16 protein-coding genes are annotated in these 12706 nt (G+C 62.9%); 7 read left to right on the top strand and 9 right to left on the bottom strand.

Features of this window, described 5'->3' with window-relative positions:
- Positions 1-137 precede the first annotated feature (137 nt).
- The 8 genes from NKH52_RS34535 to NKH52_RS34500 all read right to left on the bottom strand — a co-directional run bounded on the left by NKH52_RS34535 (position 138) and on the right by NKH52_RS34500 (position 6024).
- A complete protein-coding gene (locus NKH52_RS34535) occupies positions 138-1571 on the bottom strand; it encodes an aldehyde dehydrogenase family protein (protein ID WP_352736754.1) in 1434 nt (477 codons plus the stop codon).
- 159 nt (positions 1572-1730) lie between these two features.
- Complete coding sequence (locus NKH52_RS34530; RefSeq protein ID WP_023809332.1) at positions 1731-2114, bottom strand: ACT domain-containing protein; 384 nt, start codon at positions 2112-2114, stop codon at positions 1731-1733.
- Positions 2115-2129: 15 nt separating this feature from the next.
- Positions 2130-2609, bottom strand: a complete 480-nt coding sequence (locus NKH52_RS34525; RefSeq protein ID WP_352736752.1) for a GNAT family N-acetyltransferase — start codon at positions 2607-2609, stop codon at positions 2130-2132.
- A gap of 218 nt (positions 2610-2827) precedes the next feature.
- Positions 2828-3568, bottom strand: a complete 741-nt coding sequence (locus NKH52_RS34520) for an SDR family oxidoreductase (protein WP_352736750.1) — start codon at positions 3566-3568, stop codon at positions 2828-2830.
- Positions 3569-3631: 63 nt separating this feature from the next.
- Entirely contained in the window at positions 3632-4189 is a 558-nt protein-coding gene (locus NKH52_RS34515; protein WP_352736748.1) for a flavodoxin, read from the bottom strand.
- A gap of 52 nt (positions 4190-4241) precedes the next feature.
- The gene (locus NKH52_RS34510) at positions 4242-5231 is read right to left on the bottom strand and encodes an aldo/keto reductase (protein WP_352736746.1); all 990 of its coding nucleotides are present in this window, start codon (positions 5229-5231) and stop codon (positions 4242-4244) included.
- 5 nt (positions 5232-5236) lie between these two features.
- Positions 5237-5572, bottom strand: a complete 336-nt coding sequence (locus NKH52_RS34505) for a carboxymuconolactone decarboxylase family protein (protein WP_352736744.1) — start codon at positions 5570-5572, stop codon at positions 5237-5239.
- A gap of 56 nt (positions 5573-5628) precedes the next feature.
- Complete coding sequence (locus tag NKH52_RS34500) at positions 5629-6024, bottom strand: (R)-mandelonitrile lyase (RefSeq protein ID WP_352736742.1); 396 nt, start codon at positions 6022-6024, stop codon at positions 5629-5631.
- A 152-nt stretch (positions 6025-6176) separates the two neighbouring features.
- On the opposite strand from NKH52_RS34500, the gene NKH52_RS34495 reads away from it, so the two are divergent.
- The 7 genes from NKH52_RS34495 (at position 6177) to NKH52_RS34465 (ending at position 11858) form a co-directional block, all read left to right on the top strand.
- The gene (locus NKH52_RS34495) at positions 6177-7070 is read left to right on the top strand and encodes a LysR family transcriptional regulator (RefSeq protein WP_352736740.1); all 894 of its coding nucleotides are present in this window, start codon (positions 6177-6179) and stop codon (positions 7068-7070) included.
- A gap of 149 nt (positions 7071-7219) precedes the next feature.
- Complete coding sequence (locus NKH52_RS34490) at positions 7220-7597, top strand: ester cyclase (RefSeq protein ID WP_127255934.1); 378 nt, start codon at positions 7220-7222, stop codon at positions 7595-7597.
- Positions 7598-7714: 117 nt separating this feature from the next.
- Complete coding sequence (locus NKH52_RS34485) at positions 7715-7996, top strand: type II toxin-antitoxin system ParD family antitoxin (protein WP_352736738.1); 282 nt, start codon at positions 7715-7717, stop codon at positions 7994-7996.
- Positions 7993-8277 (top strand): type II toxin-antitoxin system RelE/ParE family toxin, encoded by a 285-nt coding sequence (locus tag NKH52_RS34480; RefSeq protein WP_352736736.1) that lies wholly within the window; start codon positions 7993-7995, stop codon positions 8275-8277. Before NKH52_RS34485 ends, NKH52_RS34480 begins: the two co-directional genes overlap by 4 nt.
- Before the next feature lie 164 nt (positions 8278-8441).
- On the top strand, positions 8442-9497 hold the full coding sequence (locus tag NKH52_RS34475; RefSeq protein ID WP_352736734.1) for a YeiH family protein: 1056 nt from the start codon (positions 8442-8444) through the stop codon (positions 9495-9497).
- Between the two features lie 81 nt (positions 9498-9578).
- Positions 9579-10628 (top strand): helix-turn-helix domain-containing protein, encoded by a 1050-nt coding sequence (locus NKH52_RS34470; protein ID WP_352736732.1) that lies wholly within the window; start codon positions 9579-9581, stop codon positions 10626-10628.
- Between the two features lie 180 nt (positions 10629-10808).
- The gene (locus tag NKH52_RS34465; RefSeq protein ID WP_352736730.1) at positions 10809-11858 is read left to right on the top strand and encodes an alpha/beta hydrolase family protein; all 1050 of its coding nucleotides are present in this window, start codon (positions 10809-10811) and stop codon (positions 11856-11858) included.
- A gap of 8 nt (positions 11859-11866) precedes the next feature.
- On the opposite strand, the gene msrC is transcribed toward NKH52_RS34465, so the two are convergent.
- Positions 11867-12364, bottom strand: a complete 498-nt coding sequence (msrC, locus tag NKH52_RS34460) for a free L-methionine (R)-S-oxide reductase MsrC (protein ID WP_027035323.1) — start codon at positions 12362-12364, stop codon at positions 11867-11869.
- Positions 12365-12706: the final 342 nt, after the last annotated feature.

Genomic DNA, 12706 nt, shown 5'->3' with positions numbered 1-12706 from the left:
CTGGTCATCCTCAATGCAAAAGCACGCGATGCGCGCAACGAGTTCGTAATTGCAACTTGACACCCCAGATAGTCGCTCTCCCCCGATCGACGGGGGAGAGGAATCCAAGTCCTGGAAGGTTGCCGCCAGTACCCCGCCTACTCCGCCGCCTCATACCCCGCGATGCCCTTGATCTCCAAAAAATCCTCGAGCCCGTATTCGGCATATTCGCGGCCATTGCCCGACTGCTTGTAGCCGCCGAACGGCAGGCCGGCGTCCCACTGCGGATAGTTGATGTAGACATTGCCGGTGCGCATGCGCGCCGCCACTTCGCGCGCCTTATTCATGTCCTTGGCTTGGATGTAGGAAGCGAGGCCATAGACGGTGTCGTTGGCGGTCTCGACCACCTCGTCGACGCTGTCATAGGGCATGATCGCCAGCACCGGCCCAAAGATCTCCTCGCGCGCGATGCGCATGTCGTGGGTGACGTCGGCGAATACCGTCGGCCTGACATAGTAGCCGCGGTTAAGCTCGGCCGGCCGGCCTGGGCCGCCCGCTACCAGCGTCGCACCTTCATCGATGCCGGCCTGGATCAGGTCCTGGATCTTGTCGAACTGGACTTGGCTGACGACCGGGCCCAGCTTGGTGCCGGCGGCGTCGGCGGGGCCGACGGTGAACTTTTCCGCGGCCGCTTTGGCATAGCCGGCCGCCTCGTCATGGCGGTCGCGCGGCACGAACATGCGCGTCGGCGCGTTGCAAGACTGGCCGCTGTTGCTGAAGCAGCCGGCGACGCCCTTGCTGACGGCGGCGGCGAGGTCGACATCGGGGAACAGGATATTGGCCGACTTGCCGCCAAGCTCCTGATGCACGCGTTTGACCGTGTCGGCGGCGGCCTTGGCCACCAGGATGCCGGCGCGGGTCGAGCCGGTGAACGACATCATGTCGATGTCGGGATGGCTGGACAGCGCCTGGCCGACGCCCGGTCCGTCGCCATTGACGAGGTTGAAGACGCCCTTCGGCACGCCAGCCTCGTCCAGGATTTCGGCGAAGATGATGGCGTCGAGCGGCGCGATCTCCGAGGGCTTCAGCACCATGGTGCAGCCAGCAGCAAGCGCTGGACCGACCTTGCAGGTGATCTGGTTGAGCGGCCAGTTCCACGGCGTGATCAGCCCGACGACGCCGATCGGCTCCTTGACCACCAGATGGTTGCCCTTGACGTGACGGAATTCGAAAGTCTTCAGCACGTCGGCCATCTTCTGCAGATGCGCAAGACCGATGCCGACCTGGCTGTCCAACGCCATCTGGCGCGGCGCACCCATCTCGCGGGACACAGCGACGGCAAGATCGCCACTGCGCTTCTTGTAGACCGCGATGATGCGGTTCAGCAGGTCGAGCCGCTCACCAACCTCTGTAAAACCAAAGCTGTTGAAGGCGCGCTTGGCGGCAGCCACTGCCTTGTCGACATCGGCCTTGGAGCCGAGCGAAATCTGCGCAAAGGCGTCCTCATTCGAGGGATCGATGACGTCCAATGTGTTGGGCACAACAGGATCGACCCACGCGCCATCGATATAGAATTGCAGATTGTGTGACATGGTTTTCTCCTTGGCCGCATGGCCGCGCCGGGCCGTCATATCTGGCTGGAGATAACGATGCACAAACGCCGCTGTCAAACGCAACCCCCGAAGTCGTTGAGCCAGTGCGGCAGTGATTGAGCCAGAGCGGTTGGGCCAGCGAGTAGTGGTGAGGATGGACTACAGCAAGATATGCCCGGCCTCGACCAGAAACCGCCTCGCGGCGGCCTGATCCGTCGCTTTCACCAACAGATGGTCACCATCGAAAGTGGACACCAGGAAGATGCCCAACCCGTTTTCCGACAACGGCCTGATAACCGACAGCACGATACCGGTTTCATCGAAGGCAAACGGGCCCTCGAGTTTGAAGGCCACCCAGTCGATATCCTGCTTGACGGCATGCGGCACGCGGTCCTGCAAGCAAACGATCGAAAGCTCGTCGTCAGTCCTTGTGATGCTGACGAAGCCTGGCCCGTCCGCCCAACCGGGAATGATCTCGCCCGCCTCCAGCCGGGAAACCGCGTAAAGCCCTAGGAGTTGCTTAAGCCTGACCCTGGCAGCCATTATCGAACTCCTTCGTCAGATTGCCGGTAATCCCGCGAGCCTCTTGCTCATATAGACCGTCATGCCGCCCATGAACGGCTCTTCCCGATCGATGACATAGCCCTGCCTCTTGTAGAGCGACACATTCGCCTCGAAGGCGCCATTGGTCAGCAGGCGAAGCTCGGCACGTCCTGCTTCGATTGCCTTGCGCTCGGCCAGCTCCAGCAACAGCCGGCCAATCCCTCTCCCCTGCGCATCCGGTGCCACGCAGACATTCTCGATCCAGAGGTGATCCTCGGCCAGGATGGTTTCGATCATCCCGACAATGCCGCCATCCTCGACGGCGAGATCGAACGGATGCTCGGCAACGGCCTTGTCGTAGTCGGTGCGCATCGGCAGCGGCTCGCGGCCGATCACCGGCACCCATTTGACATAGGCGGCACGAACGATATCCCGGATCGCGGCGGCGTCAGCGGGCTCGGCGGGCCGATGCCGGATAGAAGAATTGTTGGTCATCAAAGTGCTCCAGATATGAAAAACCCCGCCGGCGATTTCGCGGACGGGGCTGGAAACGAACGAACCGGGTCTATCCTGCCGGTCTTTGTCGTCGCGCAATCAGTCTGCCGCTCCGCACTATGCAGGTGCGGCGTCGCTTGGTATTTGTGAGTGCAGGAACGAACATAGCGTCAAGCTGGAACAGGAAGCGCGGCGCGTCAAGACACCTACAACGGCTTCTAATACTCCTGCGCCGTTGGCCTGAACAGGATCTCGTTGATGTCGACCTCGTCGGGCTGGCTCATGGCGAACACCACCGTCCTGGCAAAAGAATCGGCCGGGATGGCCACCCGGTCGTAGAGCGCGCGTACGCCTTCGGCGACATCGGCCTCGGTGACGCTGTCCGGCAGCTCGGTCGCCACCGCACCCGGCGAGATGATGGTGGTGCGGATGTTGTAGGGTTTTACTTCCTGGCGCAGCCCTTCCGAGATGACACGCACCGCGTGCTTGGTGGCGGCATAGACCGCTCCGCCCGGCCCGACCTTGTGGCCGGCGACCGACGACACATTGATGATGTGACCGCTCTTTTGCGTTTTCATGTGCGGCAGCGCGGCGGCAATGCCGTAGAGCACGCCCTTGATGTTGACGTCGATCATCCGGTCCCAGTCCTCGACCTTGCCCCGCTCCAGCGGCGAGTGCGGCATGAGGCCGGCATTGTTGATGATGACGTCGACGCGGCCGTGCGTCTTGACCGCATGGTCGACCAGACGCCGGACCTGGCTGACATCGGTGACGTCGGTCTGAAGGATGGCGTCCTCGCCAAGTGAAAGCTCGCCGGCCAGCGCCTGCAACCGGTCGAGGCGGCGCGCCCCCAGGATCAGTTTCGCACCCTCCCTGGCCAGAAGCCGTGCGGCGGCTTCGCCCAGCCCGCTGCTGGCGCCAGTGATGACGACGACTTTGTCCCCGATGTTCTCGGCCATGATCTCTTCCTTCTGATTTTGAGCTTCGCTGCCCACGGCAGCCTGGGCGTTCGCGTTGGCGGCTCAGCCGGGCAATTCGACCCGACCGAGCCAGCCGGTGACCTCGTCAAGCGTCTGACGTTCCTGGTCGCACTGCTTGGAAAAACCCTCAATGAGCCGAGCCCCTGGTGCATGATCTGCGAAGACTTTCAGGCTTTGCCCTGTTCCGTAGCCGCCATGGGTGATGAACGGCACCAATGTCTTGCCGGACAGAGCGTGTTTCGACAGGAAGGAGCGGATCACCGAAGGCGCGGTCATGCCCCAGATCGGAAATCCGAGGAACACCGTCTCGTAGGATCCGATATCAGGCACCGTGGCGCCCAGCGCCGGTTCGAAACCGGCCTCCCGCTGCTGCTCGGCCACCGCAACCTGCTGCTTGTAGTCTTCCGGGTATGGATCGACGGTCGCGATCTCGAAAATATCCGCTGCGAGCGCCCTGCTGATCTGGCGCGCGATGACCCGCGTGTTGCCGGTGCGGGTGTAATAGGCCACCAGCACCTTGGCGCCGCCCGCTCGCCGCGCGCTCGACGCACTGGCGGGCCGGCTCGATCCGGCACCCAGTGGCAGTGCAAGCATGGTCATAAGTGCACTCCGTCTTGAGACCGGTTGGCTCATCGCGCTCTCCTAGGCTTGGCTAACGATCGATCCTTGCTTCCTGTTGCGGAGAATAGCGCGCTCCCTGCACCGCGATCGCCGAGACCGCATTCTCGATGTTGGCAAGATCGTCCGCCGTCAGCGCGATGGTGGCCGATGCGATGTTCTCTTCGAGGCGATTGAGCTTGGTGGTGCCGGGGATCGGAACGATCCAGGGCTTCTGCGCCAGCAACCAGGCGAGCGCGACCTGTGCTGATGTCGCCTTCTTCTCGGCTGCGATCACGCCGATCGCGTCGACCAGCGCCTGGTTCGCCTTGCGGGCGTCTTCTGCAAAACGCGGCACGGTGTTGCGGAAGTCGCTGCTGTCGAATGTCGTGCTGGCATTGATGGCGCCGGTGAGGAACCCCTTGCCCAGCGGGCTGAAGGGCACGAAGCCGATCCCCAGCTCTTCAAGCACCGGCAGGATCGCCTCTTCCGGTTCACGCCACCAGAGCGAATATTCGCTCTGGACCGCGGCGACCGGCTGTACCGCATGCGCACGCCGGATCGTGCGCACGCCCGCCTCGGAGAGACCGAAATGCTTCACCTTGCCTTGGCCGATCAAGTCCTTCACAGCGCCCGCCACCTCTTCGATCGGCGCGACCGGATCGACGCGGTGCTGGTAGAGAAGGTCGATGTGGTCGGTCCTGAGCCGTCTGAGCGAGGCCTCGACGACATCACGAATATGCTGCGGCCGGCTGTCCATGCCATCGTGTCCGGCTGTCCCGGCGATGTCGATGCCGAACTTGGTGGCGATCACCACCTTGTCGCGGATCGGCTGCAGCGCCTCGCCGACGACCTCCTCGTTCGTGAACGGTCCATAGACCTCCGCGGTGTCGAAGAAGGTGATGCCACGTTCGAACGCCGCCCTGATCAGGTGGACCGCATCCGCCGTCTCCATCGGCTGCCCGTATGACTGGCTCATTCCCATGCAGCCCAGTCCGATGGCCGAAACTTCGAGCCCGCTGTTTCCAAGTGTGCGCTTCTGCATTGTCGTTATCCCTTCTTCTCGGCGTCGGCTTGTTCGAAGACCTTCCGGGCAATGCCGATCGCAGTACTTGCAACAGGCCAACCGGCGTAGAAGGCGAGATGCGTAATGGTTTCGATGAGTTCGTCGCGGGTGACGCCATTGTCGAGCGCGCGCTTCATGTGGAAAGGCATTTCATTGATCCGGTAGCCCGAAATCAGGCTGGTGACGGTGACGAGGCTGCGGTCCCGCGGCGACAGGCCGGGACGCTCCCAAACGCCGCCGAACAACACCTCGTCGGTGTATCTGCCGAGCGCGGGAGCGATATCGGAGAATGGGCTTTTTAGCCTTGGAACGTCGGTCATGGTGGTCTCCTTCGTAGAGTTCGGGCGTTGACTCGGCGCCACGCGCCGATACTTGGTCAAACCCCGTATTGTTCGTCGCTGACATGCTCCAACCAGTCGACGACCTTGCCGTCGAGCGCTTCGGCGATAGCGATGTGGCTCATCGCGGTGGTCGGCGCGGCGCCATGCCAATGCTTCTCTCCGGGCGCGAACCAGACGATGTCGCCGGGAAGGATCGGTTCAATAGGGCCGCCTTCGCGCTGCACCAGGCCGGCGCCCGATAGGACGATCAGCGTCTGGCCAAGCGGATGCGTGTGCCAGGCGGTGCGCGCGCCGGGCTCGAAAGTCACGGTGGCGCCGCCGACCCGGGCGGGCTCGCTGCCCTTGAAGGGCGCGTCGATGCGCACCGCGCCGGTGAAATAGTCAGCCGATCCCTTGGCCGAGGCTTGAGAGCCGTTTCGCGTGATGTCCATGGTTTGTCCCTTCCTGGCAACAGGCGTGACACGACCGCCGGTCTTCAGAGGCGGCCGGTAGAGGCGCCCGGTGTGATAACGCCTATCTAGGGACTGCGATTAGTGCCGATTAGGTGCTATATTCAGCATAATCTTATGAAAGGGGCTCATGAATGCCGCGTGACAATCTGAATGAGCTAACCGCCTTCCTCGCTGTCGCGCGAGAGGAAAGCTTCACCAGGGCGGCGGCCAAGCTCGGGGTTTCCCAATCGGCGCTCAGCCACACGGTGCGGGCGCTGGAAGAGCGGCTTGGCGTGCGTCTCCTGACCCGCACCACGCGCAGCGTGTCGCCGACCGAAGCCGGCGAGCGGCTGCTCCGCACCGTCGGGCCGAGGCTCGACGAGATCGAGACCGAGATCGCGGCACTCAGCGCCTTGCGCGAAAAACCCGCCGGCACCATCCGCATCACCGCCGGTGAGCATGCCGCCGATGCGGTCCTGTGGCCCGCCCTGGCGAAATTCCTGCCAGATTATCCCGACATCAGGGTCGAGATCATCGTCGACTATGGGCTGATCGACATCGTCGCCGAGCGCTACGACGCCGGCGTGCGGCTGGGCGAACAGGTGGCGCGCGACATGATTGCGGTGCGCATCGCTCCCGACATGCGCATGGCGGTTGTCGGCTCGCCAGCCTATTTCGCCACCCGGCCAAAGCCGCGCACGCCGCAGGATCTGACCACCCACAATTGCATCAATCTGCGGCTGCCCACCTATGGCGGGCTCTACGCCTGGGAGTTCGAGAAGGCCGGGCGCGAGCTGAAGGTGCGGGTCGAAGGCCAGCTTGTGTTCAACACGGCCGCGCTGCGCATGAACGCGGTGCTCGCCGGCCTCGGCCTTGCCTATCTGCCGGAGGAGCAGGTGACGGCTCATCTGGCCGACGGCCGGCTGGTGCGGGTGCTCGCCGACTGGTGCGCGCCCTTTCCCGGCTACCACCTCTATTACTCCAGCCGCCGGCAAGCGACGCCGGCCTTCTCGCTGCTGGTCGACGCGCTGCGCTACCGCGGCTAGAACAGGAACCGAGTTTCCGGAAAAGATCATGCTCAAAACGAGCAGATAGAGCCCCATCCGGATTCGGAACAGGCTCTCCATCTGGACTGCGCCCGCAGTCGTTCTATCTTCCGGATCGAGCAGATCTGACGAAATCCGGAGCTATCGTCGTGACCGTGACCGACCTCTATCGAGGCTACATCGCCTGCCTCAACAATCAGGACTGGCAGAAGCTGCATCGCTTCGTTCATGACGAGGTGCACTACAATGGCGACCGCGTCGGGCTGTCGGGTTACCAAGAAATGCTGGAGCGCGATTTTCGGGAAATCCCGGACCTCTATTTCGACATCCAGTTGCTGATTGCCGAACCGCCGTTCATAGCCAGCCGGCTCCAGTTCAACTGCACGCCGAAGGGAACCTTCTTCGGCCTGCCCATCAACGGCAGGAAGGTGTCCTTCAGCGAGAACGTCTTCTATGAATTCCTCGACGACAGGATCAGGAACGTCTGGTCGGTGATCGACAAGGCGGCCATCGAAGCGCAGCTTTGACGGCTGCGCGCGGCATCGCATCCTCCGGTTGGAAGCATCGTCAAGCATGCGAGCCATCCATCGCCCTTGCAGCTGGTGGTAAACTTGCCTACCTTGCGTGCGTAGGAGACTATGCGGATGTCGAATGTCGAGAAGGTCAGCGTTGCCCTCACCCCTGAAATGGCAACCATGATGCGCGAGGTCGTCGCGGCGGGCGAATACGCCTCGGCAAGCGAAGTCATGCGTGAGGCGTTGCGCGAGTGGAAGTTTCGCCGCACGCAACGCGAACAGGCTGTCGACGAGTTGGGCCGGCTTTGGGACGAAGGGATCGCAAGCGGCAACGCTGTCGACGGACGCGAAGCCTTCGCCCGGATCAAAAGCAAGCTCGATGCGGGGATCGCCGAGCGCGAGTTGCGATGACGCTGCACTTACGGCCCGAAGCCGAAGCGGACATTGAGGCCATCGCGCTCTATATCGCCGAGGACAGTCCCGCTGCGGCGTTGCGTTGGTACGACGAAATCCATGGCCAGTGCCAGCGCATCGCCGACATGCCGGGAATGGGTGTTGCACGACCGGAAGTGCGAGCGGGCTTGCGCACCTTCCCCGCAGGAAATTACCTGGTCCTCTATCGCCAGATCGAGGACGGCGCGGAGATCGTGCGCGTTATCCATGGCGCACGGCAGTGGCAAGAATTGCTTTAGTCAGCCGATTCGAACGTTCCTGGGCTCGACGCATTGGCAAGGCTTGGAAGAGTTCGCCGAGACGGAAATCGTTCGTAAAAATCGATCATTCTAACGAAAATAATTCGTTAGAAAGATCGGTTGAGGAATGACATTCTCCCCGCGTACTCGCCTGGAGCGTTGCATTGTCTTCCGTTTCCCACTTCGCGAACGATATTCCGAAAAGCGCGTTTCCTGCCGATCTGACCCAAGGGCGAAGATCCCTCAATTGGAATGGCATCGTCCCCGGCATCGTCTTGGTCACGATGATCACTGCTGTTGCCTTCTCGGCCCGTAATGTCTCCGGCTTCGCCTTGTTCAGCCCGATGATCCTGGCCGTCGTTGCCGGCATGATCCACTCCAACGTGCTCGGCACACCGGTGCACGCCAAAGCCGGTATCGCATTCTCGCAAAAGCGCCTGTTGCGCTTCGCCATCGTGCTGCTCGGCTTCCAGCTGACGCTCGGCCAAGTCGTCTCGATCGGCGCCGGCGGCGTCGGCATTGTCGCGGCGACGCTTGGCGCCACTTTCGTTTTCACCATCACGCTCGGCCGGCTGATCGGCGTCGACGCCAAGCTGGCGCAGCTGATCGCCGCCGGCACCTCGATCTGCGGCGCCTCGGCCATAGTCGCCACCAATATCGTCACCGATGCGCGCGACGAGGACGTCACCTACGCCGTCGCCTCGATCACCTTGTTCGGCACCGTGGCCATGCTCGGCTTTCCGCTGCTCGCGCCCATGCTCGGCCTCGACCAGCATGCTTTCGGCCTGTGGGCCGGCGCCTCGATCCATGAAGTGGCGCAGGTGATCAGCGCCGGCTTTCAGAACGGCACCCAGTCCGGCGAGATCGCCACCGTCGCCAAGCTGACCCGCGTCGCCATGCTGGCGCCGATGGTCGTCGCGCTCGGTCTGATGGCGCGCCGCAGGAGCAGCAGTGAGGTGGCGGCGCGGCCGCCCATGCCGTGGTTCGTCGCCGCCTTCGTCGCCATCGTGGCGCTGAACAGCCTGGTCAGCGTGCCGGCCGAGGTGAAGTCGGCAATGGCGCTCGCCACCACCATCATGCTGACCATGGGGCTGGCCGCCATGGGCCTGCAGGCCGACATCTCGCAGCTGCGCTCGCGCGGCCTGCGCCCGCTGGCGCTCGCCTTCTCGGCCTTCCTGTTCATCGGCTGCTTCAGCCTGCTGCTGGTGAAATTCGCCTAGTGCGCCGCTCAATCGGCGGGTTTGGAAATCAAACCATATCGGCTACGGTCCGCGCGTCAGCACGCGAGCCCACAGCCGATCATGCCGTTTGTCCCCCTGCCCTTCGTCGTCGCCATGTCGCTGTTCATCCTGCTTTTGGTCGTCGCCAGGCGCCAGGATGAGGCAGCACCCAACCTGCCGTTTCTCGCCCTGATCCTCGTCGCAGCGTTGCAATCGGTGCTCACCGGACTGCGCTGGGGCTATGGCATCGGCGAAGTCGGCTATATCGCCCCCATATCCGCCGCGATCATGCCGTCACTACTCCACGCTGGCGTCTCGAGGCTGGTCCGCAAGAGCGACCGCCGGTGGCCGGCCCTGCTGGGGCTCCACGCAACGCCTGCCATCATCATCATCGTGCTGATGATCTTTTGGCGCGAGGCGATCGACGTGGCGCTGACATCAATCGATTTCATCTACGCCGCCGCCATTCTCTGGCTGCTTCGCTCCGGCGCCGACGGGCTTCGCCTTGCGCCCTTCGACGGCGCGGTCCCGGTCTACAGGGCCATCCTTTTCGCGGCGGCTACGCTGTGCCTGTCGGGAGCCGTCGACATGCTGGTGTCATTCGATCTGGCGTCGGGACATGGCGCTCGCGCGGCGACCGTGATCGGCATAGGCAATCTTTTCATGCTCGTCATTGTCGGCGTGGCGGCGGCGGCGGCCAGCCAAAGCCATGTCCCGCTCAATGCCGCCGAGCCCGTCGAGACTCAGTCCCCATCCCACGCCGGCGAAGACGCCGATACGATCGCCAAGGTCAACGAGTTGATGCAGGAGAAAAAATTATATCGCGACGCCAATCTCAACCTCAACCGGCTTGCCCGGCGCGCCGGAATTCCGGCGCGGCAGATTTCGGCGGCGATCAACCGGGCCACGGCCAGCAACGTCTCGCAATATGTCAATCAATACCGCATCACCGAGGCCTGCCGGCTGCTGAGCCAAACCGACCAATCGGTGACCGAGATCATGCTTGCGGTCGGATTCCAGACCAAGTCGAACTTCAACCGCGAATTCCGCCGCGTGACCGGCACGACACCGCTCGCCTGGCGGGAGCGGAACGCGCAATCGCCCTCCCTTGCGGGCGCTGTGGGCCGCTGAACGGTACTCAATCGCGATAAAGCACGACCTCGATCGCGATCGAGGTCGTGGGCTTCGCTCCGATCCGTTGACATCGCGGGATCGACACAGACAGAAAGCGAACACAACGCCAACCGGCCCCAGGGCTGAAGACTCCGGGGTCTCCAGCCATGGCGCACGCGTTCGACAACGGAGATTTCCATGAAATTCTGGGCCATGCTTTGTGCCATCATTATCTCGACAACGCAGATGCAACACCCGGCAGACGCCGGCGACAATGTCGGCGTTCGTCAGTTCCCCGCCCCATCCGGGGAACGCGGCGCCGATCTCGATGTGACGGTCTGGTATCCGGCCCAACCGGGTGGTGAGACGGTAATGTCTGGCGACACCGCGCTTTTCGTCGGAACGGCCGCCATGCGCGATGCGCCAATATCAGGCGGAAAATTTCCGCTCATCCTGCTCTCCCATGGAGCTGGCCTTGCGGGAACGCCGCAAGCCCTGAGCTGGATTGCAACGCCTCTGGCCAGGCAGGGATTCGTCGTCGCCGCTCCCGCACATCCGGGAAATACGGGGAAAAACAAATCCGCCGCCGAGACGATGAAGCTCTGGTTGCGGCCCGCCGATCTCACGGCTGCCCTGACTGCGACGGCGAAGGACGCCTTCTTCGCAGGGCACCTCGAACAAGGCAAAGTGGGCGTCCTCGGTCTTTCCATGGGCGGCAACACGGCACTGGCGATAGCCGGTGCCCGCATCGACCCGAAATTGCTGGCGGCCTATTGCGATACGGACCTGCTCAATGTCTCGCTCTGCGACTGGGTCAGGCAAAGCGGGGTTGATCTTCACGCCATGGATTTGCGGTCCTCCGGCCGGGACAACCGGGATGAGCGCATTCGCTTCGCCATGGCAATCGATCCCGCCCCATCCGATGTCTTTGACGTCAAGAGCTTTGCCGGCATCAAAATTCCGGTCGCTATCGTCAATCTTGGCCGGCCAGGAAAGATTCCCGTGACCGCCGACGCATCCGGGATCGCAAAAGCAATTTCAAAGGCGAGCTATGCGACGATCGAGGATGCGAGCCACTACAGCATGTTCGGCGAATGCAAGCGCGGCGCTGTCGGCATCATTGCGGCCGAACAGATCGGCGACCCGGTTTGCGATGACGGTGGAGCACGATCGCGCGGTGATATCCACGCGCAACTGATCGACATGACGATTGCAGCTTTCAATCGCGCGCTGAAGACCGAGCCGTAGAACGCAGCTCAGTCCTCGAACGAACTCGCCGCGGCATAGATCGCCGCCAGCGTCTCGATGCCGGCCTGGTCGGCCTTGTCGAAGCGGCCGGGCAGCGGGCTGTCGAGATCGAGCACGCCGAAGACGCCTTCATCGTCCTCGAGCAGCACGACCAGTTCCGAGCGCGAGTCGGCGTCGCAGGCGATGTGGCCGGGAAAATCATGCACGTCCTTGATCAGCATCGAGGTGCCGAGTTCGACCGCGGTTCCGCACACGCCCTTGCCGACGGCGATGCGCACGCAGGCCGGCTTGCCCTGGAACGGCCCGAGCACCATTTCCTCGTCCGACTGCAGGAAATAGAAACCGGCCCAATTGAGATCCGGCACCATCTGGAAGATCAGCGCGGCGGTGTTGGCGGCGTTGGCGATCGAATCGCGCTCGCCCTCGAGCAGCGCCTTAAGCTGAGTGGCGAGGTCGCGGTAGAACGCGGCCTTGTCTGACGTGTCGATGGCCTTGGCCGCAAACATGGCTTGTCTCCGTATCGAGGATAGCGGTTCGTCCGATCGCTTGCCAAAGTCCCGGCGAGCTCCGCAACCAGGACGGCCGCCTGCACAGTCTAGCGTGGATTGCGTCCCCTCCGAAAGCCGTAAGATCAGGGGTGCCTCCCGGCGCTGAGCCGGACGGCAAGGCAGCTATGCGTAAACTTTGCGATCATCTTGAGAATCATGACGGCCCCGATCGGGGCCGTCATTCACCTCTCAAACAGATCGGACAAGTCCCGGGTTTTAGAGCGGGATGAATTTAGGTTGGGCATAGCCTGCCTCTGTGAAGTAATTTCGGCATTCGGTTGACGTGACGGTGCCGAGGAT

It is taken from the genome of Mesorhizobium sp. M1066 (assembly GCF_040318635.1).
Lineage (GTDB): Bacteria > Pseudomonadota > Alphaproteobacteria > Rhizobiales > Rhizobiaceae > Mesorhizobium.
Note: the sequence above shows the minus strand (reverse complement) of the source record. Positions and strands in the feature narration are given on the sequence as shown.

Coding starts and splice junctions, on each gene's coding strand:
- NKH52_RS34535 (WP_352736754.1), bottom strand. CDS start 1,571: ATGTCACACAATCTGCAATTCTATATCGATGGCGCGTGGGTCGATCCT.
- NKH52_RS34530 (WP_023809332.1), bottom strand. CDS start 2,114: ATGGCTGCCAGGGTCAGGCTTAAGCAACTCCTAGGGCTTTACGCGGTT.
- NKH52_RS34525 (WP_352736752.1), bottom strand. CDS start 2,609: ATGACCAACAATTCTTCTATCCGGCATCGGCCCGCCGAGCCCGCTGAC.
- NKH52_RS34520 (WP_352736750.1), bottom strand. CDS start 3,568: ATGGCCGAGAACATCGGGGACAAAGTCGTCGTCATCACTGGCGCCAGC.
- NKH52_RS34515 (WP_352736748.1), bottom strand. CDS start 4,189: ATGACCATGCTTGCACTGCCACTGGGTGCCGGATCGAGCCGGCCCGCC.
- NKH52_RS34510 (WP_352736746.1), bottom strand. CDS start 5,231: ATGCAGAAGCGCACACTTGGAAACAGCGGGCTCGAAGTTTCGGCCATC.
- NKH52_RS34505 (WP_352736744.1), bottom strand. CDS start 5,572: ATGACCGACGTTCCAAGGCTAAAAAGCCCATTCTCCGATATCGCTCCC.
- NKH52_RS34500 (WP_352736742.1), bottom strand. CDS start 6,024: ATGGACATCACGCGAAACGGCTCTCAAGCCTCGGCCAAGGGATCGGCT.
- NKH52_RS34495 (WP_352736740.1), top strand. CDS start 6,177: ATGCCGCGTGACAATCTGAATGAGCTAACCGCCTTCCTCGCTGTCGCG.
- NKH52_RS34485 (WP_352736738.1), top strand. CDS start 7,715: ATGTCGAATGTCGAGAAGGTCAGCGTTGCCCTCACCCCTGAAATGGCA.
- NKH52_RS34480 (WP_352736736.1), top strand. CDS start 7,993: ATGACGCTGCACTTACGGCCCGAAGCCGAAGCGGACATTGAGGCCATC.
- NKH52_RS34470 (WP_352736732.1), top strand. CDS start 9,579: ATGCCGTTTGTCCCCCTGCCCTTCGTCGTCGCCATGTCGCTGTTCATC.
- NKH52_RS34465 (WP_352736730.1), top strand. CDS start 10,809: ATGAAATTCTGGGCCATGCTTTGTGCCATCATTATCTCGACAACGCAG.
- msrC (WP_027035323.1), bottom strand. CDS start 12,364: ATGTTTGCGGCCAAGGCCATCGACACGTCAGACAAGGCCGCGTTCTAC.